We start from the raw sequence: 26,975 nt of genomic DNA, 5'->3' as shown, positions 1-26,975 counted from the left end.
TTATAATGTGTATTTTAAATATAACATTAATATATAAAGTCTCATAAGATATTATAACTAGAGTAAAATAGTTTAGGGGGGGAGTAGCCATGGAAAGCCCTACAAAGAAAGTTTTAATAGATAGTAGTTATGGGAATATAAGTAAAGTAAACTCAAAAGATGAAGTAATATTAGTAGGAGTATATCCTTTTGAAGGAATCTCCTATGTCGATAATATAGAACTTATTTTAAAACCAGAAAATAGTGAGCATATTACTGTTAATATCAAATATTCTGGTTATAATATGCAACTATTTTTAGGAGATTTTACAGGAGACAATAAATCAGAAATAATGGTTAGAGGCGGATTCGGGGGGTCTGGAGGATTTGAAATTGGAGTTATATATAAATATGAAGATGGTAAATTAATAGAGATATTTAACCAAGATATATTTTATAAAAATAATAATTGTAGCGCAACTTTTAAAGATGATTATAAGGTAAGCGTAAATTGTGGAAAGAAAAAATATACAATAGACATTTCATCAAAAGAAAAAGAATATCTGGAGTATTTATATTTACCTAATAGTAAGCTTAAAAATGCAGTTGACGCATATGTAGATGCACCAAATGGAATTTTTCCCACAAAGCAAATTTACAATAATTATTATGAACTCTTAATACAACAAAGAGTAGTCGGAATATCTAATGCAGATACATTAGGTATTATACAAACGTATAGTAACTTAATAGATTCAAATATAAAAAACATATATAAAGGATTATTACTTACCGATTATAATTATAGGAAAAGACAAAGATATAATAAATTTATTACTGAAAAAGATGTAAATAATTATGACTTTAAAAATTTAAAAGGTAATTATTTAAATAGAAATAGTATTTATTCTGCAAGAGATTTTAAGGTAAATAAAGATAGTATGAATTTAATAGTAAATAATATATTTGAAGAAAAAAATACTTTATACCTTAATGGATATTTACTAAACTTAACAGAAAATACTATTAATGATATTAATAACTTTAAGATTGAGTTAAAAGATGCTACTGGCAGAGTATTTGCTAAAAAGATTTTTAAGAGAATAGACATAAATGGAGGTTTAGAGGCATTTGAAGGTAAAAAGATACTGCTGACTTTTTTTGGAGAAGAGTATAATTTATATAATATAAATACAGGCAATTTAACGTGGGATTATAATTGCGAGATTATATAAAAAACTAGCTAGATAGTTTTTTTTAATATATAATAAATAATTGCATACAAAAGATAAATAAAAAAATTACATAGGAGGTATATCGTGCAGGCAGAGTTAAGTAACAGAAGTAAAGGTATAATATGTATAATAGTTTCGGCATTTGGATTTGCTATGATGTCGGCTTTTATAAAATTAGCAGGAGACTTACCAACTTTTCAAAAGACATTTTTTAGAAATTTAGTTTCTTGTGTAGTAGCATTTATAATGGTTACAAAAGCAAAACAAAGTTATTTTGGAAGTAGGGAAAATAGAAGATTATTAAACTTAAGATCAGCATTTGGCACACTTGGTATAATATTTAATTATTATGCAATAGATAGAATGGTGTTATCAGATGCCAATATGTTAAATAAGTTAAGTCCATTCTTTGTTATAATATTTTCTGCGTTATTTTTAAAAGAAAAGATAAAAACTAATCAAATAGCTGCTGTATTAGTGGCATTTGTAGGAGCTTTATTTATAATAAAACCAACATTTGATTTAGAAATGTTACCATCAATTGTGGGTGTAGCAGGTGCTTTATGTGCGGCATCAGCATACACTTGTCTTAGGGTATTAGGTAAAAAAGAAAATGGAGCGACTGTAGTATTTTATTTTTCTTTATTCTCATTAGTTGTAATATTTCCGATAATGATTATGACTTATGAGCCAATGAGTATGATACAACTTATGTATTTACTTCTTGCAGGGGTATTTGCGACTGTAGGCCAATTTGGTGTAACTTGGGCTTATAAATATGCGCCAGCTAAAGAGATATCTATATTTGATTATTCTAATATAATATTCTCTGCAATAATAAGTGTAGTATTATTTAGTGTATTTCCCGATAAGTTTAGCGTATTTGGATATTTTGTAATATTTAGCGCATCGTTTTATATGTTTATGTACAATAAAAAAAGTGAAGAATGTAATTAAAGTGAGGTTGTTATACCTCACTTTAATTATTATTTAAAATAATGATTTTACCTTGAAGAAATACAAAAAATTATAAAAAATTACAAAAAGTTACAAAATATGTAAATATATTGAAAGAGAAATCGTTTTTATATATTTTTAATTATAAAGTATTTTAATATTTGGAGGTAAAATAAGGCCATGATAAGAAATATAAAGAAAAATAGCGCAAAAGCATTTGTAATTTCAATGTTATTTGTAGCTATGGGCTCAACATCTTATGCTTGGGATGGTAAAAAAGATGGGACAGGAACGCACGCTTTAATTGCAACTCAAGCAGTTAAAATGATTGAAAAAGATTTAAGCAAATCAGAACCGCAATTATTAAAGTCAAATCTTGATATTCTAAAATCTAACTTAAGAGACTTACAACTTGGATCCACATATCCAGATTATGATCCAAATGCTTATGATTTATATCAAGATCATTTTTGGGATCCAGATACTAAAAATAATTTTACACTTGATAATAAGTGGTATGTGGCATCACCTATATATGATAATGCAGAATCACAAGTTAGAAAATTTACAACTGATGCAAAAAATGAGTGGGAAAAAGGTAATTATAAAGAAGCTACTTTTTTATTAGGACAAGGATTACATTATCTTGGAGATCTGAATACTCCTTATCATGCAGCCAATATTACAGCTGTTGATAGTATAGGACATGTAAAGTTTGAAAGTTATGTTGAAGAAAGAAAAGAAAATTATGCAATAGATTCAATGAATTATAATACAGAAAATGGTGCTTATAAATATGCATTAGAAAATAAAGATTTTGATGCTTGGATGAGTGAAAATTCTTATGAATATGCAAAAAAAGCTAAGAATTTATATTATGGTTATTCAACAATGAAAAATTCAATAAAAGATTGGGAATATTCGGCAGTAGAATCTATGAAAAACTCTCAGATAAGCTCAGCTAAGCTTATATATAGATTTTTAAATGAAGTATCTAATACTATAATAGATTCTTCAGATACTAAGAACTTAAACGAATTTAATGTTATTTTAAAAACTTCAAATGAAAAATATGCAGGAACTGATGATTTCGTATATTTTGGATTTGAAACTTCTGATAATAAAAAATATGAATGGAAGTTAGATAATGCAGGAAATGATTTTGAAAAAGGTCAAATAGATAATTATATAATAAAGCTTAAAGATGGAAAAAATATTGATTTAAGTAAGATAAATAACTTCTGGATAAGAAAAAATAATTTTGTTACTAATGGTGATGATTGGAGTGTTGATAATATTAAAATCTTATCAAGAGGAAAGGTCATATTAGAAAAAAATATACATAAAACATTACGAGGAAATGAAACATATAGTATAAATAAGTAAATAGCAAAAAGCCTTAAAGTTGGATTTAATAATATTTAACCACTTTAAGGCTTTATTTACTATAATAGAAAATATATTAAAAATATGTATAAATAATTTAATTATATTGAAAATAAAAAAAATTCTGATATACTTTTATAAGTATGCTTTTTATTTAAGTTATATTTAAAAATACATACTATTAAGTGATATTAATCTAGTTTATTTTGTTTACAAAAGAGGTGAAATATTTGGAAAAGAGAATAGATTTAACTAATGGTAAGATATTAGATAAATTAATAAAGTTAGCACTTCCTATAATGGGGACGTCATTTATACAAATGGCTTATAACATGATAGATATGATCTGGGTTGGCAAGGCTGGTAGTAGTGCAGTTGCAGCAGTTGGAACAGCAGGATTTTTTCCTTGGTTAGCTATGGCATTTGTAATGATATCCAAAATTGGTGGGGAAGTTAAAGTTGCACAAAGTATTGGTGAAGGAAATCTTGATAAAACGAGATCTTATATAAAATCAGCTATAGAAATAAATATTATACTATCAACATTATATACATTATTTTTAATAGTGTTTAATAAAGGATTAATAGGATTTTTTAGATTAGGTGATATAAAAGTTATAGATATGTCTAGAACATACTTATATATAGTATCTTTAGGAATGATATTTTATTTTATAAATCCAGTATTTACAGCTATATTTAATGGAATGGGTAATAGTAAAACTCCATTTAAAATAAATGCGGTAGGTCTTATAACTAATATTATACTAGACCCAATACTTATACTTGGTTTGTTTGGTTTTCCTAAACTTGGAGTAGCAGGAGCTGCTATTGCAACAGTCGTAGCACAAATAGTAGTTACATCTTTATTTATATATAGAATAAAAAAGGATGATTATGGATATTTTAAAATAAAACTATTTAGAAATATAGAAATAACATATTATAAAATACTATACAAAGTAGGGCTTCCAGTAGCTCTACAAAGTGGATTGTTTACAGGATTTTCTATGTTACTAGGAGTGGTTGTGGCGTCATTTGGACCAGTAGCAGTAGCTGTTCAAAAGGTAGGATCTCAAATAGAGTCTATATCATGGATGACAGCAGAAGGTTTATCTTCATCTTTATCTAGCTTTATTGGGCAAAATTATGGGGCTAAAAAGTTTGACAGAGTTAATAAAGGATTTAAGTTAACTTTAATATTAGCTATAATACTTGGATTTATAAACACTTTAATATTAGTCTTTTTAGGAAAGCAGGTATTTACTATATTTATACAAGAAGAAATGGCTATTAAAGAAGGAACTATTTATCTTAAAATACTTGGATATTCTCAATTGTTTATGTGTATAGAAATAATAACATCAGGAGCTTTTAAAGGACTTGGTAAAACTTCAATACCATCTATAATAAGTATTATATTTACAGGACTTAGAGTACCAACAGCTTACTTAATATCAAATCCAAGATTACTTGGACTTACTGGAGTTTGGTGGAGTATAACTATAAGTAGTATAATTAAGGGAATATTGATGCTTGGTGTGTTTATATTTATGAAAAGAAAAAAGAAATTATATGATGATTATAATACTAAAGGAGAGTTAAGTCATCAGTATTAAAGAAGAGAGTACTTTCTATAAAATTTATAGTAAGTACTTTTTTTATATACAAATGATTTATATTAATTATAAAGTTGCTTAGATTTTTTTGCATAAAATAGAGTTGGAATTTAATTAATAATCTAAAAATTAGAAAAAAAACTAAAAATATACTATAAATAAAATTTTTGATTTATACTTAAAGAAGTACGTAAATTCTATAAGAAGGTGATGAAAGTGAAAATTGACATTAAAAAACAAATAAAAAATATGAAAATATTTCTTATATCTGCAATAGCTATATTTTCATTTATGATATTTGGAAAAGAAAATGTTTTAATAGGAATTGCGACAGTTTCTATAGCAGCTAGCATGTTTGGTGAGAATCACACAATAAATGTTCCAAGAAGAATAATCATATTATCTTTGATACAAATAGTTATAGGAGTTGCAGCTTATATTGCAAGTTTAGATATTTTTTTAGCATATATAGTTAGCTTGATTTTAAGCTTTTGGATATATTATAGATTTAGCTATGAACTTAAAACGCCAAAAACTGCTGGATTTATGATGTTATATATACTTTTACTTTATTATCCAGTAACATTTTCACAGATGCCTAAAAGAATATTAGCTCTTATATTTTCATCATTTGTGATAATGGCTTTATATTATATAATAACTAAATATAATTTTTATAAAGTTACTGATAAGCAAATTACAGGTGCTATAGACTTAATAAAAAAAGAGATAGATTTATTATTAGATAATAAAAATATAAAAAATGAAAACAAAAAAGTAAGTATCTTACTTAAAACTATACAAATCAATATATATGAGGTTATAGAAAAATCTAGTAAAGAATTAGATGATATATATATATTAGAAGTAATAGTAATACTATTAAAAAAAATAAATACTACCATAAGTTATATAAAGGAAAATGAAATATATGAAGATAGATTACTAAAATTAAAATGTATTCTTGAAGACGTAAATTTATATATCTTAGGTAAAAAAGATATAAAAGATATAAAAATTACATTTAGAAAATACTATAATGAATTAGAATTAGAAAATATAGAAGGTGATTTAGCTAGATATAATTACTATAACTTAAGGTTAGCTATAGATGAAACTTGTAGATATATAGAAGATAAATCTAGAGGTGAGAAGATAAGAAAGAGATTAAATTTACAAAAAAAGTTAAAATCAAATATAGATATATTTAAAAACAATTTTAACATGTCATCTCTAAGATTTAATATAGCCTTAAAGGCATCTTTAGTAATTTCTACATTTGTGTTTATAGTAGGTTATTTTAATATATACGAAGGTAAGTGGATAGTACTTTCATTAGCTTTAATATTGCTTCCATATGCAGAACAAGGAAGTAAAAAGGCTATTGATAGAGTTGTGGGAACAGTTGTAGGCGCTATAATATTTGAATTAATATATAGAATGATAGACAAAAATATAATACTAATCGGAGCCGTGTTTTTAATAGCATTATATTTTGCCTTATCTATAAAAAAATATAATATAAGATGTATATTTACAACTATGACTGCTATATTAGCTGTAAAAATGCTTCAACCAAGTGCTGTTATATTTAAATTATTAGAGGATAGAGTTATATTTGTTTTAATTGCAGCTATAGTTGCTTGGTTAGCTATGAATATGGTGTTTCCATATAGAATTAAAAATGATATGAAAAATATTATGAAAAAATATGTAGATTTTGATAATGAGACACTAGATTCAATAGTTCAAGGAACTATAAGTAAGAAGGATATAGAAACAATAACAATAAAAAATAATTATTTTTGGATGAGAATTAATTATATAAATAAACAGATGAATTTAAGTTGTATTGAAGAATTTTTAAGTAAGCAAAATGATATTTTTACAAATATAAACTTTACTATATTAATAAGTGGAAGTTCTAAAGATAAGTCTATTTTAATAAAAAAATTGTTAGAAAAGTTAAATCCAAATTTAAATGAAGAAGACTTATTTAAGGTTTATAAAAATATTTTTGAAACTTCTAAAAATGACTTAGAAAAATCATTAATAATAAGTTTATATAGAATTTACTTAGATAAAAAAGATATAGATATGCTTGAAAGTGAAATTATTGAAAAATTAAATATAGCTTAAATAATAAAAAGTGCTTTCTATAATTTTTAATAGATATAGAGAGTACTTTTTTATGTACAAGGATTTAATACTAAGAATAAAACTGTTGATAACTCATACATATAAGATATGTAAATATATCATAAAATGTAAAAAAGTATTTTGAGATGATTTGCTGACACATATTTTAAGAGAAACAAATTTTTATTAAATATATTTACTGTATATAAAAAATATTTAATAAATGGTAGAATTAAGTAAAGTATAATTATCTACACAAATAGGGGGAAATATGTATAGTTTAAAAAATGATTATAGTGAAGGGGCACATCCTAAAATACTTGAGGCAATAGTAAAAACTAACCTAGAACAAAGTGAAGGTTATGGAAAAGACACTTACTGTGAAAAAGCGAGTGAATTAATTAAAGAAAAGTTAAAAAATGATAATGTAGATATACATTTTCTATGTGGAGGAACTCAAACTAATTTAACAGCTATCTCTGCATTTTTAAGACCTTATGAGGCAGTAATATCGGCTAATACTGGTCATATATTAGTACATGAAACAGGAGCAATAGAATCAACAGGACACAAGGTTATTTCTGTTGATTCTACAGATGGCAAATTAAAAAAAGAAGATATATTATCAGTACTTAAAGAACATACTGATGAGCATATGGTAAAGCCTAAACTTGTATATATATCTAATTCAACAGAAATAGGAACAATATATACTAAAAGCGAGCTAGAAGAATTAAGTTATGTTTGTAGAAAAAATAATTTATTATTATATATGGATGGTGCAAGACTAGGTTCTGCATTATGTGTTAAAGAAAATGATTTAACTTTAAGTGAGATTTCATATTTAACTGATGCATTTTACATAGGTGGAACTAAAAATGGAGCATTATTTGGAGAGGCTTTAGTTATATGTAAGGATTCATTAAAAGAAGAATTTAGATTTAATATAAAGCAAAAAGGTGCAATGATGGCTAAGAGTAGATTACTTGGGATACAGTTTTTAGAGTTATTTAAAGATGATTTATTCTTTGAAATAGGTAAGCATGAAAATGACATGGCAGATATATTAAAAAAAGAAATTAGTGAATTAGGATATAAATTTTTAGTAGATTCACCATCTAATCAATTATTCCCAATATTTAAAAATGAAATTATAGAAAAGCTAGAAGAAGATTATTCATTTAGTCTATGGAGTGAAATAGATGAAAATAGTTCATGTATAAGGCTCGTTACATCTTGGGCAACACAAAAAGAAAATGTTATAAAATTTATTGAAGATTTGGAAAAATATTCTATCTAATAAATACTTTAGTGCTATATCTAAAATTATATAAAGAGGATATAGCACTATTTGTATATTGAAAAGCTATAAAATCAAGATTATAGTCTATAGAAATAAAAATATGTTTGAATATGTAAAAAATGGTTATATAACTAATAATAAGGAATTATATTGATAAGACATAGAGGAGGTGAAACTGTTATAATTTTTATAACAGTAATATCATGAAATTTAATAAATCAGTAGCCATAGGGCTAGGGGTAATTGTAATATGTGGAGCTGGATTAAGTTATTGGCTAATGAGAAATAGTGATGCCGTTTTATCACAAGAACAAGCGCAAGAAATAATACTACAAAAAGTACCAAATGGAAATATAGTAGAGATAGCCTATGAAAATGATGATACACCAAAATATAATTCAAAAGTATCTAAAGATAATGTAGTCTATGAAGTAGATGTAGATGCAAAAACTGGTGATATAGTTGAATATGAGCAAGAAATTATTCAAAATAATAATACAAACAATAAAACAAATAACAGTAGCGAAAAACTAATAAGTGAAAAAGAAGCTAAGGATATAATGTTAAAAAAAGTTCCTGATGCTACTATAAAAAGTATTCATTTAGATAAAGATCATGATGGTGATGAATATAAAGGAGTACTTGTAAAAGGTAATGAAAAATATGAAATAACTGTGAATGCTAAAACTAAAGAAGTAAAAGAATTTAGTCATGAGATGATAAGTAAAAGCGATAAAGAGTATGGACAATTAGAGATAAATGACTAAAATGAAAAGTGTAATTATTTAATAAGAAATTATTATATGATTACACTTTTCATTTTACTTTTATACATATAAAATATTGATGGTTATCATTATTATTATCAATTTTACTTATGAAAATAGTAATAATATAATATAGTTATAAATTAAACAATTGAAGAAATTAAAATGCTCTTTACAAAGGAGGAACTAATATGAAAGACATTGCTGTAATAGGGGCAGGAGTAGTAGGTTGTGCTATAGCTAGGGAATTATCAAAATACGACTTAGATGTAGCTATAATAGATAGGAATAAAGATGTAGCTGAAGGAATATCAAAAGCTAATAGTGGTATTATACATGGTGGATACAATGAGAAACAAGGTACTTTAAAAGCTAAGTTAAATCTAAGAGGAAATGAAATGATGGATGATTTAGCTAATAAATTACAATTTCCTTTTAAAAGAAATGGAGCTTTAGTATTGGCTTTTAATGAAGAAGAATTAGAAAGTATAAAAAAATTAAAGTCTAATGGAGAAGAAATAGGAGTTAAGGGATTAGAAATTTTAGACAAAGAAAAAGTTTTAAGTATAGAAAAAAATATAAATAAAGATGTATTAGGGGCTTTACATGTAAAGACATCAGGTATAGTAAGCCCATATGAAATGGCTTTAGCTTTTGCTGAAAATGCAGTAGAAAATGGAGTTGATTTTATACTAGGAAAAGCTGTTGTAGATATAAAATTAGAAAATAATATATATAAAATACATTTAGAAGATGAAGAAGTAATAGAAAGTAAAATAGTTGTAAATGCATCAGGATTATGTGGTGCACATTTAAACAATCTAGTTAGTGAGATTAAATATGAAATAGAACCTGTAAAAGGAGAATACTGTTTATTTGATAAAGTTTCAGGTAACTTATGTGAAAAGACTCTATTTCAAGTTCCAAGTAAATTAAGTAAAGGTGTATTAGTAACTCCTACAGTAGATGGAAATCTATTAGTAGGTCCAAATGCTAAATATAATGATAATTTAGAAACTTCAAGAGAAGGTATAGATGAAATATTATATAAAAGCAAAAAAACTATAAAGGATATACCGGTAGATAGAATATTAAATACTTTTAGTGGATTAAGACCTAAAATAAATGGTGGAGATTTTATAATTGAAGAAGTTAAAGATTGTAAAAATTTTATAAATGTAATAGGTATAGATTCACCAGGATTAACAGCGGCACCAGCTATTGGTGAGTACGTAGTTGACATTATATCAGATATTATTAATTTAAAGGAAAAAGAAAACTTTAAAGAAATTAGAAAAAAAATGATTAGAATGTCAGAGTTAAGTATAGAAGAGAAAAATAAATTAATAGCTATAAATCCATCATATGGAAAGATGATATGTAAATGTGAGTTTGTTACAGAAGGGGAAATAATAGATGCTATAAAAAGACCATTAGGTGCAACAACTCTTGATGGAATAAAAAGAAGAACTCGTGCCATGATGGGTGGGTGCCAAGGAACAGGATGCATGATACCTATAAGTATGATATTAAGCAAAGAATTAGGAATAGATATAAGCGAAGTAAATAAAAATTCTAAATCTTCAATAGCTGTTGGATTTAAGGAGGATTAAGACTATGAGAGAATATGACTTAATTATAATTGGAGGAGGAGCTAGCGGTATAATATGCGCCATAGAAGCTTATAAAAAGGGAATAAAAAATATATTATTAATAGAAAAAGATAATGTATTGGGAGGAAGTTTAAATTTAAGTTATTATAATATAAGTAAACAAAGATATATAACAGGAAAAACTTACGAAAAGTTTTTACTAAAAGAACTTGAGAAATGTGAAATAGATATAAAACTAGATACAATGGTAATAAAGATAGAAGATGAAAATAAAATACTTTGCACAAATCCAGCAAATGGTATAGAAAAGATAAAGGGAAAAAATATAATACTTGCAAATGGTGCTAAAGAAGGTTCAAGAAAAGCATTAGATATGGTAGGAGATAGATGTTCAGGAATACTTACTGTAGGTATGGCAAATAAAATACTTAATATGGGGAATATTGTACCAGGAAAAAATATACTTATATATGATAAAAAAACATTATATATGATAAAAGATGAGTTAAAAAATAGAAATATAAATGTAGTTGGTATAATATCTAAAGATAGTGATGTAGATACTTATGGTTTAACTGATAAAGTATATAATAACTATGAAATAGATTCAATTTATGGAGAAGGAAGAATAGAGAGTGTTAAATTAGTCAAAGACGACAAAGAAGAAATAGTAAAATGTGATACATTAATATTTGCAAGACCTATGTTATCTGATGGTCTAGTTGCCATGAGAAGTAATATAAAATTAAATCCATCAACAACAGGACCAGAGGTTAATGATAAATTTATGACTTCTATGGATAATGTATATGCTTGTGGAAATGGTATATATATACATGAGTATATAGAAGATATAGAAGATGAATGTAAAAAACTTGTTGACAATCTTTTATAAAGTAAACTAATTAAAAAAACTATGAAATACATATATTACTATAAATTATGTATTTCATAGTTTTTTGTTTAAGGATATTGTATTTAAGTGAAATATAAAGATTATAGTATTATACAGTTTTTATCTCGTGAGCTGTAGAGTTATAAGTAAGTTGGTCTAAATTTTTATTAAATCTCTTTAAAAGCATAATTGATAATAATAAAACTAATCCTTCAGAAGCTATTGTTGAAATCCATATTCCATTACCACCGAATATTAAAATCATAATTATTAAAGATAAAGACACAGCAAAAAGACCTCTATTTAATGATATTATACAAGCATCAGCAGTTCTTTCTAATGATGCTAAAAATCCTGATATAACCACATTGAAGCCTAGTAATAAGAAAGATACTGAAAAAATCTTAAAAGTGTTTTTTGTAAAATTAAATAAATTCATATCAGATTTATCTATAAACATAAGGACTATAAAATCATCAAATAACATACACCCTATAAATATTAAAATTGAACATACTAAAACAACCTTAAGTGAAAGGTGAAGTAAATATTTTATAGCATATTTGTCGTTAGTTCCATAATAATAACTACATAATGGCTGAATCCCTTGGGATATACCAAGCATAGTAGATAACACTAAAGTGTTTATATAAGAAATAACACTATAACTTACTAAAGCATCTTCTCCTAAGAATTTAAGTATACACTGATTAAATAAAAGTATAACAATACCTATACTCAACTCTGTAGTACAATCTGAAAAACCTATTGTCATTATTCTTTTAAAGTAACTAAACTCAAATTTAAATTTACAAATTTTTAACTTAGAATTTTTACTAAAAAAATGGAACATAAAAAATATAAAAGAAAAAGCACGTGCAAGGCCAGTAGCAAGTGCAGCACCCTCAACACCCCAGTTAAATTTTAAAACAAAAACATAGTCAAGAACTATATTTGTTATAGCAGATATTATAACTCCTATAGTAGATAAATGGGGATAACCATCTGTTTTGATTAATACTTCTAGTGCATAACTTACTATGTAAAACACGATAAATAAAATTATAATACTTAAATAATTTTTAACCATAGGTAAAATACCAGGTGTAGCACCTAAAAATAAGGCTATTTCATCTAAAAATAATAAACTAATTATAGTTATAATAAAAGATATTATAACTAGCCCTACTATTGTAATAGAAAAATAATTACTAGCATTTTTAATATCCTTGTTGCCAAGTTCCATAGATATAACGGCTGATGAGCCTATTGAAAATAAAACTGATAGAGCAAATATAAAGTTTGTATAAGGCATAGCTATATTAACAGCTGCAAGTGCATCTGGTCCAACTCCTTTACTAACAAACATAGCATCCACCATTACGTATAAAGCGGAAACCCACATGGAAGCAACAGAAGGAATTACATATTTAACAAATTTTTTATTTAAGCCTTTGTTATTGCTTTTTAATGCTATTGTAGACATAATATCAACTCCCTTCAAGAATAACTATAAACTATGGTATAATACACAGGTCAAATACTTTTTAATAAAAAAGATTGTTAAATCTAAGATTATTAATGTTGGATATAATTAAGTTATATCAATATATTCAGAAGATTTGATTTGTTAAATTTATTTAATATAAATACATACATATAAGTATATTCATTATTTGTATTTTAGTGATATAAATAAATATTTTAGACAATTTATATTACAAAAGTGAGAGTAAGTGTCACATCATTGGCGAGATGAGAGAAGTGAATTTTTTTATAGGAGGAAAGTCATGAAGCGCTATTATAAAATTGGAGAATTAGTAAAAACTTACAATATAGGAAGAGATGCTATCAAATATTATGAAGAACTTGAAATATTAAAGCCAACTAGAGATAAAAATGGATATAGATTATATAGTATAGATGATGTATGTAAACTAAATTTAATAAGAGAACTTAGAAATTTAAATATACCTATGAAAGAAATAAAAAAATATCTTGAAAAGAGGGATATAGAGTCTACTAAAAAAATGCTAAAAGAAGAAATGAACATAATTGAAAATAAAATAGAAATATTACTAAATCAAAAAAGAAATATTCAAAGTAGGCTAAAAGTAATAGAACAAAGTATCAACAAAAATGATTTTGAAACATTAAAAGTGAAATATTATGATGAGCGAAAAGCATTAGTAGTTGGGGGAAATGTAGATTGTAATGAAAGTGTAGATTATCTTATTCAAAAACTGAGAAAAGAGCTTGAAGATAATTTTTATATAATAGGAAACAACAATATAGGTTCTATATTTGATAGTAAAAGTATAGAAAAAGGAAGAATAGATAAGTATAAGCATGTAATTGCTTTTTTAGAAGATGATAGTGAAATATCTAATTTTAGCCTGAAAAAAGGTGATTACATAAGTTGTACCTATAAAGGAAAATACGAAAATAATAGAAAATATTTAAAAGCTATGTATAACTATGCAAAAGAAAATGGCTATAAGATAGTAGGCGATCCTATAGAAATATATGATGTTGATATATATGAGACTAGTAATGAAGATGAGTTTATAACTAGTTTAGAAGTGAGAATAGAAAAAATATGATATAACTATAAAATTAAATTACACCATTTACAACATATAACTTATATTACAATGAAAAATTTATAAAGAATGAGGTCTTAAATGAAAAGTAATTTGGAAAATATCTAGCTAGGTGAAATGCAATTTTATGTGAACAAAGGTTATTTTCGATATTTCACAAAGTTTTATTTTAAATATTTAGGGTATATCTAAAATAAAGATGTAAAATAAAACTTTATAACATTTTAAATCACATAAGATGAAGGAGAGTAAACATGAGACAAGAGATAATAGACGTAGATGCTAGAAAGTACAAGACAGTAAGTTGCCCATATTGTAGGAAAAACGACAGAATAGAGTTAGAAAAGGTTTATAAAGATGACAACAACGATGATATATATAAGTATATATGTGAGTATTGTAGTATTACTTTTGATTTAAAAAAAGAAGACAGAGATTATAAAAAAGACTCTAATAAGAATGAGTGGAAAGATGTAACAGAAGAAATGAAATACATAATGGGAATAAAAATGTAAATAACATAAATATTAGATAAAATTTGTATAACTCAAAAGATGGTTTGTGTTGTACAAATTTTATTTAATAACTAGGCATATATTAGTACCTAGTTATTTAGAATAAATAGTGGTAAACTGTATCATAAATAACGGAGTTATGACTTGTATAATTTAGTGAACTATAAATTTTGATTTATGAGATAAAAATAACCCCTTAAAATTGACAAATCTGTCAATTATAAAGGGATTATTTATTTAAAATGATTTAATTAACTCTTCTAACTTTTTAGATAAAGTTTTTGCACGTTCAAAATCAGTATCCTTTAAAGCAGAAGCTATTTCCATTTCAACTGATTTTTTCTTTTCTTCAATTTGCAGATAGTCTTTGTCAAAATGATTAGCATAAATCATCTTTCTAAATTTACGCATGCTCATTTTTCTAATTGTCTTATCTTCAATAAGTAAAACATAATCCGCACAGTTAACTATAAAATGATAATCATGAGAAACCATTAAAATAGCACCTTTATAATTTGCTATAGCTTTTTCTAGAGCCATTTGAGAATAAATATCTAAGTGGCTTGTAGGTTCATCCATTAGTAACATATTTGCTTTACTAGCAGAAACCTTCGCCAATTGAAGTATATTTTTTTCTCCACCAGATAAAGATTCAATCTTTTGTGTAAGTATATCTGAATCAAAACCATATCTTGAAACATATCTCCTAATTTCACCATAAGTCTCAAATCCAACATCATAGAACTCTTGAAGTATTGTATTAGACTCATTTACTACTTCACTTTGCATTTGAGATAAATAAGCTAGCTTAATGTTTTCATTTATTTCAATAAATTTATTATTATTTTTAAATATTTCTTTTAATAAAGTAGTTTTTCCTACACCGTTTGTACCAACAATAGCTACTTTATCAGTAGATTTTATCTCAAAGTTAACATTTTCTAAAAGAACTTCATCAAATGATATAGAAAAATCACTAGCCTTTAAAGCAATAGTTTCTTCAATTTCATTATTTGTCTCTAAATTGATATACGGTTGTTTAATATCTACAAATGGTGCTTTAATTTTTTTTGCTTCTAATCTTTCTTGGATTTTAACTCTAGCTTTTAGAGCTCTACCTCTAGAAGCTTCAGCATTATAGGTTGCTTTTTCTCTTAATATTTCGATTAAAGCTTCATTTCTCGCAATTTCTTCTTCATCAGCAATAGCCATTTCTTGTAACTCGATTTTAGTTTGAAGAAGAGACAAGTTGTAATCAACATATCTACCATCAAATTCTTGTAGTTCTGTATTCTCAAGATGGATAATTTTATTAAAACAATGATTTAATAAATATCTGTTGTGTGTAATAACTAAAATTGTTTTCTTATAAGAATTAATTAAATTTTTAAGAGCGTTAAGATTCTCAAAATCTAAGAACACATCTGGCTCATCCATAATCATTAAATCTGGGTTATTAAGCATTTCCTTAATAACTTGAATAAGTTTAAATTCTCCACCACTAAGTTCAGATATCATTTTATCTTTATGCTTAGTTAAATTTGCAAGATTTAGTTTCTTATTAATGTTACTCTCATAATCGTCACCATCAATTGCATTAAATGCATCTAAAGCTTCTTGGTACTTTTCTAGTAAAGCATCAATATCAGAAGATGTTTCCATTTCACCGCAAATAGATGATATTTCATCTTGTAGCTTGATAAACTCTTGTGCTATATATTCGAAAACTGTAGTTTCTTTTATTTTGTCTAGTTGTGAGAACTGACTTACATACCCAATTCTTAAATTTGGATTCATTTCTAACTTACCATCAAATATATATTTTTCTGGATCCATTATTATATCTATAAGTGTACTTTTTCCGCTACCACTTGCTCCTATAAAAGCACAATGTTGACCATCTTCTAATGTAAATGAAACATTATTATATAGATCTCTTTGCGGAAGTGAGTAGGACAAGTTGTCAATTTTTATCATATAATTACCTCTCTTTATCATTTAAAAAAATTCGCTTTGATTAAGCGATATGTCGCTAATGGCCTAAAGGTCTGCTTTTTTTAATAAGATATAAAAAGAGCCTATAAAAATAAGCTCTTTAATATATAATCAATTATATATAGTAACGACATTTTTTGATTTCTTTTGATAGCATAACACTTTTTAAGGATAATTTCAATTATTTAAAATTGGATTTTTTCAAAGTAAATCCAAGATGAATATTACATAGTAGAGATTTAAATTATGACAATATATTTGTTTTTAACAAGTGTATTGTATTACTTTTTGCAATTCATGATTGGATGAGTAATAAAAAAAGCGAAGATTCTAGAAGAGAAAGATTTGTTTAAGAAACACTTAAAGGCAGCTCTTTGACCTTTGTCTAAATTCTATACCGAAGACAACTCTTAAACTACTACACAGCTAAATCAAACTCAGTAGTATCTATTACAACTATCTTAGCTTCAACATTTTCCACTAAATCACCTACATTAGGAGCAAATATATTTTTCTCAACTATCATGTCCATAACTTCTTTTATTTCAGCTTTATTTATACCTTCTCTAGGATCATCAACTGATATAAAAAGAACTCTTCAAAAAGTATTCTTAAAAGACATTACTAATCTCTTTGTAGTTTACATTAACATACCTCCTTGTACATAAATTTATTAGATAACTAATTTAAGATAGTATTATCTTGCTTATTTATCTTAAGTTCATCGTGAACTTACAAAGATAAAATAGCTCTTGTAATATCGAAAATATTTAAGCCTTCAAAGAAAGTATTTGAAATATGAACTGTTTTAAAGTGATTTATAGAGGGAATTAATTAAATTAAGGGATTTGGAAAAATTTTACTTTATACTTTGAGAAATTATAAAGAATATTTAAATAAATATTAAAATACATTAATAACAAATTAGAGGGTGGTTAGTATGAACAGATATTTAGATAAGCTTGAAAATTTACACATAGGAATAAGTGGCACATGTTTGGCATTTATAACACTTAGTAATTGTTGGTTAATTAAAGATATCGGTTATCTAAAACCAATTGCAATAACTATAGCAATAATAATGCTTTCATTAATGCTAATGAGAGTTATAAGATTTCCAAAAGTAATGTTAAAAGAATTAAGAGATCCGGTTATAGGAACATTTTATCCAACTATGGGTATGGTAACTTGGTTAGTTTCTGGATTTTTCTATCCACAATTTCCAACTGTATGCAGTGCTTTATGGTTAGGCGCAGTAGTATATCATTATGCTATTGTAGTATATTACACAATAATAAGAATTAAAGAAAAGAACTTTAATAATATAATGCCAACTTGTTTTATCATATATACAGGTATGATAACAGGAAGTGTGGCAAGTAAAGGAATGGGAGGAATAATTCCACCAATAGCAAACTTTATGCTTATGTTTGGATTTATATTTTACACACTACTATTACCATTAGTTCTTTATATAGTATTTAAAAGTGAAATACTAGATGATAAAAAATTACCTACTGTTGGTATAGTTTGTTCACCAGCTCCACTTGGAATAGTTGGGATATTAACTATAGATCCAAATCCAAATATATATATGCTAACTTGGTTAATAATAACTGGATTAATACTTCTAGTAGTTGTTTACGGATATATACTAAAGCTTTTCAAAGAAGGATTTAAACCAACATATGCAGCATTTACATTCCCATTAGCAATTGCAACATTAGCAGCTTTTAAATTATCAACATATTTTGGAGCAATAGGTTATAAAATAATAGGAAATGTATTTGAATTATTAGGAAATATAGAAATATTTATAGCAACATATGTAGTATTCTTTATATTATTAAATTTTATAAATCTGTTTTTCAAAGCAATAAATCCAAAATTTGGAGCTTATTTAGAAAAAGAAGAAGAATTAATTGGTGGAACTATATATTCTAATGAAAAATAATAAAAGTTTAAGAAATATTTGATAAAAAGGATATATAAATAGGAATTTTACAAGTTTAAAAAAATGGAGGGGATATATATGTCTCAAATGACTAAAAAATCATTTGCTGCATCTTTGAAAAAAATGTTAGCCCAAAAATCCTTGGAAAAAATAAAAGTAATAGATATAACAGAAGATTGTGGAGTAAATAGGCAGACATTTTATTATCATTTCAAGGACATTTACGATTTACTAGATTGGGTTTACACATATGAAGCAACAAGAGCTTTAGATGGGAAAAAGACATACGATACTTGGCAACAGGGATTTGAATATATATTTAACTACATACTAGATAATAAATCTTTTGTATTAAATACATTCAACTCTGTAAGTAGAGAACATCTAGAACGTTACTTATATAATGAAGTACAATTACTTCTTATGGGAGTAGTAGAAGAAAAGGCAAAAGATATGGCAGTTAGAGAAAAAGATAAAGAATTTATTGCAGATTTTTATAAGTATGCATTTGTAGGTATTGTACTTGAATGGATTAAAAAAGGAATGAAAGAAAACCCTAAAGATATTATTAAGCGATTGAATACATTGATTTGTGGAAATATAGAAGAGGCTTTAGAGAGATATAGAACAGACAAATGGGATTAGTACAAAAATAGATAGAAAATATAAACTAGACAAATATTATTATTTGTCTAGTTTTTTTACAGATTTATAGTTATGTTTAAAATTTTTACAAAGCCTTAATATTGTCTATATAATAAAATCTTAAATAGGAATATGATATTAATAAATAAATTACTAAAGCTTTTATAATAAATAAGCTTTAAAGTATAGGGGATGATTTATATGTATTATAGTAATGGGAATTACGAAGCATTTGCACGTCCACAAAAACCAGAAGGTGTGGATAGAAAATCAGCATATTTAGTTGGAGCTGGTTTAGCATCTTTAGCTGCTGCATGTTTTTTAGTTCGTGATGGACAAATGAAAGGTGAACATATTCATATATTAGAAGAAACGGATATAGCAGGTGGAGCTTGTGATGGAATTAATGATCCTCAGAAGGGATTTATTATTCGTGGTGGTCGTGAAATGGAAAATCACTTTGAATGCTTATGGGATTTATTTAGATCAATACCTTCAATAGAAACTGAAGGAGTTTCTGTACTAGATGAATTTTATTGGTTAAATAAAAAAGACCCAAATTATTCTCTAATGAGGGCTACAGTTAACCGTGGAGAAGATGCTCACACAGATGGAAAATTTGCATTAACAGAAAAGGCATCTATGGAAATAATAAAATTATTTATGGCAAAAGAAGAAGATTTATATGATAAAAAAATCGAAGATGTATTTACAAAAGAATTCTATGAATCAAACTTTTGGCTATATTGGAGAACTATGTTTGCCTTTGAAGAGTGGCATAGTGCCATTGAAATGAGAAGATATATTCAAAGATTTATTCATCATATTGGTGGACTTCCTGATTTTTCAGCTTTAAAATTTACAAAATATAATCAATATGAATCATTAATTTTACCAATGGTTAAATACCTAGAGTCTAATGGAGTTCATTTTCAGTATAATACAACTGTTACCAATGTGATTTTTGAAATAACAGAAGATAAAAAATTAGCAAAACAAATTGTTTGTATTAAGGATGGAAAAGAAGAAACTATTGATTTAGTAGAAGATGACTTAGTATTTGTTACAAATGGTAGTTGTACAGAAAATTCAAGTCTAGGTGATGATGATCATGCACCAGTTTTAAATACTACTGAAGGAGGTTGCTGGAGACTTTGGAGAAACATAGCAGCACAAGATTCTTCTTTTGGTAGACCAGATAAATTCTGTACTAATATAAATAAAACTAATTGGGAATCTGCTACTATAACTACTTTAGATAATAAAATTCCACCATATATAGAAAAAGTATGTAAACGTAATCCATTTAGTGGAAAAGTTGTTACGGGAGGAATTGTTACAGTTAAAGATTCATCTTGGCTAATGAGTTATACTTTAAATAGACAACCACATTTTAAATCTCAACCAGATAATGAGCTTGTTGTATGGGTTTATGGATTATTTACTGATGTAGATGGAGATTTCATAAAAAAACCAATGAAGGAGTGCACAGGTTATGAAATTACTCAAGAATGGCTATATCATTTAGGAGTTCCAGTAGATGAAATTCCTGAGATGGCAAAAAATTCTGCTCATTGTATTCCTTGCATGATGCCATACATTACTTCATTCTTTATGCCAAGAACAGCTGGAGATAGACCAAAAGTAGTACCAGATAAATGTGTTAACTTTGCATTTATTGGTCAATTTGCAGAGACTGTTCGTGATACTATATTTACAACAGAGTATTCTGTAAGAACTGCTATGGAGGCTGTATATACACTACTTGATGTTGACCGTGGAGTTCCTGAGGTATTTGGTTCTTGCTATGATATTAGGGTGTTACTTGATTCAACTTCTAAGATGTTAGATGGTAAAAAATTAAAAGATATTAAGTTACCATTATTAGATAAAATTAAATTAGATATAATTAAGAAAGAAATTTCAGGAACTGTAATTGAAGAATTATTACAAAGATATAATTTAATATAAGTTAACTATGATTAGTAAAATTATGTTAAATAATAATAAACCGTATCACAAGTAAGTGATACGGTTTTATTGTATTGTAAAATTATAAGTAATATAAAACTACCAAAATATCATAATTATTGTTTAACTGTATAGAGTGATTTTTTTAGAAATAACGATAAGTAGATGTCTAATTTAATTTTTAAAATAAAAATGATAAAAGTAGAAGAGAATATAAAATATAGGAAATAATAAAAATATAGCTGTCTGAGGAGTATAATCAGTTTTTAGAAGTACAATAAAAAGGGTATTATGAAATAATGAAAACTAAGATAGCGAGGTAAGTATGAAAAAAACATTATATGAATATGCAAAAGTTATAAAACATCTTCCTATAAAAGATAAATATGAAAAAAATGAATTATTAATAGATGACTTGCTTATAGAAAAAAATGGAAATATAGAAATATATTATGCTCCACATAATGATTATTTAAATTCAAAAGCTAAGATATTTATTATTGGAATAACACCTGGATTTCAACAAATGAGTACAGCTATCTCCACTGCTCGAAAAGAACTAGAGTTAGAAACTAATATTGAAGAAATTCAATATAAATGTAAGGTGGCCGGTAGATTTAGTGGAAGTTTAAGAAAGAATATAATTAGTATGTTAGATGATATAAAACTTAATAAGGCGTTAAGTATAAATAGTTGCTCTACCTTATTTGAAGACAAAGATTATTTACTACATACTGTATCATTAGTACCTTATCCTGTATTTGTAAAAAAACAGAACTATTCAGGACATACACCTAAATTATCAAAAAGTGCATTTTTAATGAAATATGTATATGATAATTTTATTAAAGAACTCAGTAAAATTGAAAATTTTAAAGAAATATTAATAATACCGTTAGGCAGAGCAGTTGAAGAGGTGCTGTATAAGTTATCAAAGGAAGGAATTATTTGTGAAAAACAGATTCTTAAAGGATTTCCACATCCATCTGGAGCAAATGTAAATAGAGTTATTCAACTAGAAGAAAATAAGGAAAATTTAATAAGGCAAATTAAAGAAAATATAGGTCTATAATTTGATAATGAATCTATAGATACTTAATATACTTCTAAGGTGTAGCTACGGAAAACTAAGTTAAGAAGGAGGAATAATCCTTCTTATTTTGTTTTGAAGAGAAGGTTGATGATAAATTGTGTAAAAATAAAAATTTGTATATAATTTATGGATAATTGTAACTTTAACATCTAACTCAAAATCAAGCGTACGGTAAACAATAGTACCGTGGCTTCAAACCTAATCCTTTTCGCAAAAGTCAAGGCTTTAGCAGTTTATGCTAGAGCCTTTTTAGTAGATAGAAATATTGAAGAACTTGGATGAAACTTGTTCAAAGTTTGTTTAATTCCAATATTTAATGTATATACTACAATTATTGAAATAAATCAAAAAATAGGAAATTAGGTGATTTTAATGATATACATATATAATTGTTATGGAGGAACACACTCATCTATTCTAGCAATGGCTTATCACCTAGAATTGCTGGATGAAACTCGAGAACCGACTAAAGATGAAATATTGAACTTACCTAACTTTAATAAGTTAGTATACGGAAATCGTGGAGAACTTTTTTATCATGGAAGTGATAAAGATGGAAATGAAGTCTATACTATAGGTAGGGGGCGTTCAAAGGTTTTAATTCCAGGATTATATAATTTAGCTTCTATGCTTCATAAACAAAAGCTATTAAATGAGAAAATTATATTTTCTAATACGTCGCCAACCGTTTCATTACCAATGACATTTGGCGGATTATTTTCTAGGTGGTTAAAAATTGATTTTATAGGAGTACCTTTACTAGTAAAGGGAGCAAAAAAGTCATACAAGGACGTTATAAAACTTGTAAATCATACAAAGAAGGCAGCAAAGGAAGCTAGGTCAGAGGTTATTATTTTAGATAACAAGGAATTTAAGAAAAAATAATTTTTAACATCCTTTACGTGTAGGTATGTACATGAATATTATAAGAAAAAAAGAGGTGGACTCAGAGGTTATATTTTGTTTTCACCTTTTAAAAAACTCTGATACTACTGTTACGGTGAATCGTACCACTAGTAAGGGGTACAGGATAAGTTAGATTAAAATATAGGAATTCAAATAGATTTTCTCTCTTTACTATAAAGGTAGTATATTTTATGATAAACTTACAATATATATAAAATAATTGTGGGGAGATAAAAACAATGTAAGATAATATAATAAACAATAAGCTAAACCTATTTATAAAAAATTATGAAAAAACAAAGGAAATAAAAGGGGCATGGCAAATGGGAATGATGCAGTATAGTTGTGTATTTTCATCTACCATAAAAAATAAAAATATAAACCCAATAAAAGTGGAAGAAAGTATAGATATAATTAAAACAAATACAGGAATATTTTCAAACTTTAGAGGTAATAGCCTATTTTATCTAGCAAATTTGTTATCAAATAAGACAAATAGAGAAAATGAATTTAAGTCTATATTAAATATATATAATAAATTAAAAGAAAATAAATTTACAAATGATTCATACTTACCATTTGTAGCAATTATAATACATGAAAATCAAGAAAAAATGGATATAAATACATCAATTGAAAAGACTAAATATGTATATGAATACATGAAAAATCATCATCCGTGGATAACATCTAGTGATGATTATTGTAGAGCAGCCCTCATAGCTATAAATTCAAAAGACATAGATAATGACTTAGAATATATAGAAAGAAGCTATAATGAACTTAATTCAAAGGGGTTTTATAAATCAAACAATCTTCAATCATTATCTCATATAATGGCATTAGATAAACATAAGAGTGAAGAAAAATTAGATAAAGTAATAAGAATTAAAGAATTACTTGAAAAACAAAAGTGTAAAATAGATGGATATGGATACCCCTTAATAGGTGTATTATCTTTAATTGATTGTGATGAATATCAATTGGTTAATCAAATAAAAAATGTATCTGATAAGTTAAGTGAAGTAAAATGGTTTGGAAATTGGTCTTTAGGTAAGACTAATAGGAATATGATAAGTGCGTCTATTGTAGCATCAGCATATGCTGAGTATTTAAATGAAGAGAGTAATATAGATTCTATAAGTAGCAATATACTTCTAGAGATAATAATAGCTATTGAAATTGCAACTATGGTGGCTATTATTGCAGCATCTAGTACAGCTTCAGCATCTAACTAAAAAAATTAAATAAATTGTACTATAAGTAGTACATAAAAAGAACCTTAGCAATTTATAATATTTGCTAAGGTTCTTTTTTGAAAATAAAGTTATATAAGTGACTAATATGTCATTTTGTTTATACTACTTTAATAATTTAATTGTTGTATAATAATTATAAAATAAAAAATTGTTAAATTTGGAGGGATTATGAAAAATATTCTTATGATAGAGGACGATAGCACTATAGCTTTTGGAGTAAAATATGCTCTAGAACAAGAAGGTTTTAATATAAATATATGTAAAGACTTAGAAAGTGGAAAAAAAGAAATAATAACTAAGGATTACGAGATTATATTACTAGATGTAATGTTACCTGATGGAAGTGGGTACGATTTTTGCAAGGAACTTAGAGAAACTAATGACACTCCTGTAATATTTTTAACAGCATGCGATGAAGAAGTAAATATAGTCATGGGACTAGATATTGGAGGAGATGATTATATAACAAAACCCTTTAGAGTTAGAGAACTTATCTCTAGAATAAATGCAGTTCTTAGAAGAAGAAAAAATAATAATGAAAGTAAAAAGATAGTAAAGTTCAAAGATTTAAGTATACACACACTAGAAGCTAGAGTGTATAAAAAAGAAGAAGAGATTTTCTTAACTTCTGCTGAGTATAAGTTATTATTAATATTAATTCAAAATAATAATATAGTTTTAAGTAGAACTCAAATTTTAGAAAAGTTATGGGATGTTACTTATGATTTTATAAATGATAATACCCTTACAGTGTATATAAAAAGGCTTAGAGAAAAAATAGAAGATGATATAACAAATCCTAGATATATACACACAATAAGGGGAGTTGGATACAAGTGGAATGGAAGTGAAGAAAATGTTTCTATCTAATGCTGAAATAAAAAACTTCATAAGAAATTACATTTTACTATTTATAATAGCTATAATTTTTTCACTAGGAATAAGCTATAAAAGTGTAAATATTATAAAAGATAAAATAATAGAAAATAATCAAGTTATAGTAGGTTCTATACTTTCAAAACATCCTGATTTGGAAAAGGAAATAATAACTGTAATAACACAAGGTAAGTCAAAGAATAACATAACCTTAGGTAAAGAAGTATTAAATAAATATAACTATAATGAAAATATAAGCCTTAGAAATGAGCTTATTATAAATGAAAGTATAAATGACATTTTTAGTTTAAATATTTTATTTATAGTGCTTGTATTTATATTTACCTTAATTTTAGTTATGTACTATTTTAAGCATATATATAATGATATAAAAGATATGACTGACTATGTATATTATAGCTCAGAGGGCAGAGATTATGAAATGAAGAATAAAAACCAAGAAGGACAAATTGGTCTTTTAAAAACAGAGCTTTTAAAAATGACTAATATACTTAAAGAAAAGGTAGAATTACTAAATAAAGAAAAGATATTTCTAAATGATACTATATCAGATATTTCACACCAATTAAAAACTCCTATGACTTCACTTATAATACTTAATGACTTAATGTATGAAGATTTACCAAAAGAAACTAAAATAGAGTTTTTGGACAAAATAAAAACCCAGCTAAGTAGAATGGAGTGGCTAATAAAAAGTATGCTAAGACTATCAAAGGTAGAAGCTAAGGTAATTGATTTTAAATATGAAAATGTAAATATTAATGAACTAGTAAAAAGAGCTCTAGGGCCAAGTTTAATACCATTAGAACTTAAAAATATAGATGTAAGTATTAAGGGGAATAATAGTATCTTCTACAAGGGGGATATGGAATGGTCTGTTGAGGCTTTAGTCAACATAATTAAAAATTGTGTAGAACATACACCTCAAAATGGAAAGCTAGAAATTAGTTATGAAGATAACTTTATATATTCAGAAATAATTATAAAAGATAGTGGAGAGGGAATAGAGAAAAAAGATTTACCTCATATATTTAAAAGGTTTTACAAAGGAAGAAATAGCTCAAAAGAAGATAGCGTAGGAATAGGACTAGCTATGGCAAAGTCTATAATAGAAAGTCAAAATGGTGATATATCAGTTAAAAGTGAAAAAAACAAAGGATGCGAATTCCATATTATATTCCATAAAAACTATAGTGACTAATTTGTAATATATAATTCACTTTAAAGTAAGTCTAGGAAGATAG

At 26.0% G+C, this 26,975-nt stretch carries 23 protein-coding genes; 20 read left to right on the top strand and 3 right to left on the bottom strand.

Features of this window, described 5'->3' with window-relative positions; genetic code table 11:
• Window positions 1-89 precede the first annotated feature (89 nt).
• The 9 genes from FRIFI_RS07935 (at window position 90) to FRIFI_RS07895 (ending at window position 11,893) form a co-directional block, all read left to right on the top strand.
• The gene (locus FRIFI_RS07935; protein ID WP_166505547.1) at window positions 90-1,214 is read left to right on the top strand and encodes a hypothetical protein; all 1,125 of its coding nucleotides are present in this window, start codon (window positions 90-92) and stop codon (window positions 1,212-1,214) included.
• Window positions 1,215-1,298: 84 nt separating this feature from the next.
• A complete protein-coding gene (locus FRIFI_RS07930) occupies window positions 1,299-2,171 on the top strand; it encodes a DMT family transporter (protein ID WP_330383730.1) in 873 nt (290 codons plus the stop codon).
• Window positions 2,172-2,351: 180 nt separating this feature from the next.
• Window positions 2,352-3,557, top strand: a complete 1,206-nt coding sequence (locus FRIFI_RS07925; protein WP_166505546.1) for a zinc dependent phospholipase C family protein — start codon at window positions 2,352-2,354, stop codon at window positions 3,555-3,557.
• A gap of 230 nt (window positions 3,558-3,787) precedes the next feature.
• On the top strand, window positions 3,788-5,176 hold the full coding sequence (locus FRIFI_RS07920) for an MATE family efflux transporter (protein WP_166505545.1): 1,389 nt from the start codon (window positions 3,788-3,790) through the stop codon (window positions 5,174-5,176).
• A gap of 210 nt (window positions 5,177-5,386) precedes the next feature.
• Window positions 5,387-7,315, top strand: a complete 1,929-nt coding sequence (locus tag FRIFI_RS07915; RefSeq protein ID WP_166505544.1) for an FUSC family protein — start codon at window positions 5,387-5,389, stop codon at window positions 7,313-7,315.
• A gap of 271 nt (window positions 7,316-7,586) precedes the next feature.
• Window positions 7,587-8,615, top strand: coding sequence for a threonine aldolase family protein (locus FRIFI_RS07910; RefSeq protein WP_166505543.1), 1,029 nt, complete (start codon window positions 7,587-7,589; stop codon window positions 8,613-8,615).
• 206 nt (window positions 8,616-8,821) lie between these two features.
• The gene (locus tag FRIFI_RS07905; protein ID WP_092925483.1) at window positions 8,822-9,385 is read left to right on the top strand and encodes a PepSY domain-containing protein; all 564 of its coding nucleotides are present in this window, start codon (window positions 8,822-8,824) and stop codon (window positions 9,383-9,385) included.
• 191 nt (window positions 9,386-9,576) lie between these two features.
• Window positions 9,577-10,998 carry an NAD(P)/FAD-dependent oxidoreductase gene (locus FRIFI_RS07900; RefSeq protein ID WP_166505542.1) on the top strand — a complete coding sequence of 474 codons (1,422 nt, stop codon included), beginning with the start codon at window positions 9,577-9,579 and terminating at the stop codon, window positions 10,996-10,998.
• Between the two features lie 4 nt (window positions 10,999-11,002).
• A complete protein-coding gene (locus tag FRIFI_RS07895; protein ID WP_166505541.1) occupies window positions 11,003-11,893 on the top strand; it encodes an FAD-dependent oxidoreductase in 891 nt (296 codons plus the stop codon).
• Between the two features lie 109 nt (window positions 11,894-12,002).
• Here the strand turns inward: FRIFI_RS07895 and FRIFI_RS07890 are convergent, their stop codons facing one another.
• On the bottom strand, window positions 12,003-13,379 hold the full coding sequence (locus FRIFI_RS07890; protein WP_166505540.1) for an MATE family efflux transporter: 1,377 nt from the start codon (window positions 13,377-13,379) through the stop codon (window positions 12,003-12,005).
• A gap of 304 nt (window positions 13,380-13,683) precedes the next feature.
• Here FRIFI_RS07890 and FRIFI_RS07885 point away from each other — a divergent pair, with 304 nt between their 5' ends.
• From FRIFI_RS07885 to FRIFI_RS07875, 3 genes are all read left to right on the top strand, one after another.
• Window positions 13,684-14,496: a MerR family transcriptional regulator gene (locus FRIFI_RS07885; protein WP_166505539.1), complete on the top strand. Its 813-nt coding sequence runs from the start codon at window positions 13,684-13,686 to the stop codon at window positions 14,494-14,496.
• A gap of 17 nt (window positions 14,497-14,513) precedes the next feature.
• On the top strand, window positions 14,514-14,588 hold the full coding sequence (locus tag FRIFI_RS15545) for a YoaP domain-containing protein (RefSeq protein ID WP_166506256.1): 75 nt from the start codon (window positions 14,514-14,516) through the stop codon (window positions 14,586-14,588).
• A 162-nt stretch (window positions 14,589-14,750) separates the two neighbouring features.
• A complete protein-coding gene (locus FRIFI_RS07875; protein ID WP_166505538.1) occupies window positions 14,751-15,011 on the top strand; it encodes a hypothetical protein in 261 nt (86 codons plus the stop codon).
• A gap of 237 nt (window positions 15,012-15,248) precedes the next feature.
• On the opposite strand, the gene FRIFI_RS07870 is transcribed toward FRIFI_RS07875, so the two are convergent.
• Both FRIFI_RS07870 and FRIFI_RS07865 read right to left on the bottom strand, forming a co-directional pair.
• Complete coding sequence (locus tag FRIFI_RS07870; protein WP_166505537.1) at window positions 15,249-16,988, bottom strand: ABC-F family ATP-binding cassette domain-containing protein; 1,740 nt, start codon at window positions 16,986-16,988, stop codon at window positions 15,249-15,251.
• A 436-nt stretch (window positions 16,989-17,424) separates the two neighbouring features.
• The gene (locus tag FRIFI_RS07865) at window positions 17,425-17,592 is read right to left on the bottom strand and encodes a DUF2922 domain-containing protein (RefSeq protein WP_166506255.1); all 168 of its coding nucleotides are present in this window, start codon (window positions 17,590-17,592) and stop codon (window positions 17,425-17,427) included.
• 354 nt (window positions 17,593-17,946) lie between these two features.
• On the opposite strand from FRIFI_RS07865, the gene FRIFI_RS07860 reads away from it, so the two are divergent.
• From FRIFI_RS07860 to FRIFI_RS07825, 8 genes are all read left to right on the top strand, one after another.
• Complete coding sequence (locus FRIFI_RS07860) at window positions 17,947-18,960, top strand: TDT family transporter (protein ID WP_092925499.1); 1,014 nt, start codon at window positions 17,947-17,949, stop codon at window positions 18,958-18,960.
• A gap of 78 nt (window positions 18,961-19,038) precedes the next feature.
• On the top strand, window positions 19,039-19,605 hold the full coding sequence (locus FRIFI_RS07855) for a TetR/AcrR family transcriptional regulator (protein ID WP_092925501.1): 567 nt from the start codon (window positions 19,039-19,041) through the stop codon (window positions 19,603-19,605).
• A gap of 201 nt (window positions 19,606-19,806) precedes the next feature.
• Window positions 19,807-21,576 (top strand): oleate hydratase, encoded by a 1,770-nt coding sequence (locus FRIFI_RS07850; protein ID WP_166505536.1) that lies wholly within the window; start codon window positions 19,807-19,809, stop codon window positions 21,574-21,576.
• Window positions 21,577-21,901: 325 nt separating this feature from the next.
• Entirely contained in the window at window positions 21,902-22,648 is a 747-nt protein-coding gene (locus FRIFI_RS07845; protein ID WP_166505535.1) for a hypothetical protein, read from the top strand.
• Between the two features lie 393 nt (window positions 22,649-23,041).
• The gene (locus FRIFI_RS07840; RefSeq protein ID WP_166505534.1) at window positions 23,042-23,554 is read left to right on the top strand and encodes a DUF3189 family protein; all 513 of its coding nucleotides are present in this window, start codon (window positions 23,042-23,044) and stop codon (window positions 23,552-23,554) included.
• A gap of 272 nt (window positions 23,555-23,826) precedes the next feature.
• Window positions 23,827-24,813: a DUF4003 family protein gene (locus FRIFI_RS07835; protein ID WP_330405620.1), complete on the top strand. Its 987-nt coding sequence runs from the start codon at window positions 23,827-23,829 to the stop codon at window positions 24,811-24,813.
• Window positions 24,814-25,002: 189 nt separating this feature from the next.
• Window positions 25,003-25,704, top strand: a complete 702-nt coding sequence (locus tag FRIFI_RS07830) for a response regulator transcription factor (RefSeq protein WP_166505533.1) — start codon at window positions 25,003-25,005, stop codon at window positions 25,702-25,704.
• Window positions 25,676-26,932, top strand: a complete 1,257-nt coding sequence (locus FRIFI_RS07825; protein ID WP_240275791.1) for a sensor histidine kinase — start codon at window positions 25,676-25,678, stop codon at window positions 26,930-26,932. The genes FRIFI_RS07830 and FRIFI_RS07825 overlap by 29 nt, the downstream gene beginning before the upstream one ends.
• Window positions 26,933-26,975 lie beyond the last annotated feature (43 nt).

The sequence above is a fragment of the Romboutsia hominis genome, from assembly GCF_900002575.1.
Classification (GTDB): Bacteria; Bacillota; Clostridia; order Peptostreptococcales; family Peptostreptococcaceae; genus Romboutsia_C; species Romboutsia_C hominis.
Note: the sequence above shows the minus strand (reverse complement) of the source record. Positions and strands in the feature narration are given on the sequence as shown.

Coding starts and splice junctions, on each gene's coding strand:
- FRIFI_RS07935 (WP_166505547.1), top strand. CDS start 90: ATGGAAAGCCCTACAAAGAAAGTTTTAATAGATAGTAGTTATGGGAAT.
- FRIFI_RS07925 (WP_166505546.1), top strand. CDS start 2,352: ATGATAAGAAATATAAAGAAAAATAGCGCAAAAGCATTTGTAATTTCA.
- FRIFI_RS07915 (WP_166505544.1), top strand. CDS start 5,387: ATGAAAGTGAAAATTGACATTAAAAAACAAATAAAAAATATGAAAATA.
- FRIFI_RS07910 (WP_166505543.1), top strand. CDS start 7,587: ATGTATAGTTTAAAAAATGATTATAGTGAAGGGGCACATCCTAAAATA.
- FRIFI_RS07905 (WP_092925483.1), top strand. CDS start 8,822: ATGAAATTTAATAAATCAGTAGCCATAGGGCTAGGGGTAATTGTAATA.
- FRIFI_RS07900 (WP_166505542.1), top strand. CDS start 9,577: ATGAAAGACATTGCTGTAATAGGGGCAGGAGTAGTAGGTTGTGCTATA.
- FRIFI_RS07895 (WP_166505541.1), top strand. CDS start 11,003: ATGAGAGAATATGACTTAATTATAATTGGAGGAGGAGCTAGCGGTATA.
- FRIFI_RS07890 (WP_166505540.1), bottom strand. CDS start 13,379: ATGTCTACAATAGCATTAAAAAGCAATAACAAAGGCTTAAATAAAAAA.
- FRIFI_RS07885 (WP_166505539.1), top strand. CDS start 13,684: ATGAAGCGCTATTATAAAATTGGAGAATTAGTAAAAACTTACAATATA.
- FRIFI_RS07875 (WP_166505538.1), top strand. CDS start 14,751: ATGAGACAAGAGATAATAGACGTAGATGCTAGAAAGTACAAGACAGTA.
- FRIFI_RS07870 (WP_166505537.1), bottom strand. CDS start 16,988: ATGATAAAAATTGACAACTTGTCCTACTCACTTCCGCAAAGAGATCTA.
- FRIFI_RS07860 (WP_092925499.1), top strand. CDS start 17,947: ATGAACAGATATTTAGATAAGCTTGAAAATTTACACATAGGAATAAGT.
- FRIFI_RS07855 (WP_092925501.1), top strand. CDS start 19,039: ATGTCTCAAATGACTAAAAAATCATTTGCTGCATCTTTGAAAAAAATG.
- FRIFI_RS07850 (WP_166505536.1), top strand. CDS start 19,807: ATGTATTATAGTAATGGGAATTACGAAGCATTTGCACGTCCACAAAAA.
- FRIFI_RS07845 (WP_166505535.1), top strand. CDS start 21,902: ATGAAAAAAACATTATATGAATATGCAAAAGTTATAAAACATCTTCCT.
- FRIFI_RS07840 (WP_166505534.1), top strand. CDS start 23,042: ATGATATACATATATAATTGTTATGGAGGAACACACTCATCTATTCTA.
- FRIFI_RS07830 (WP_166505533.1), top strand. CDS start 25,003: ATGAAAAATATTCTTATGATAGAGGACGATAGCACTATAGCTTTTGGA.
- FRIFI_RS07825 (WP_240275791.1), top strand. CDS start 25,676: ATGGAAGTGAAGAAAATGTTTCTATCTAATGCTGAAATAAAAAACTTC.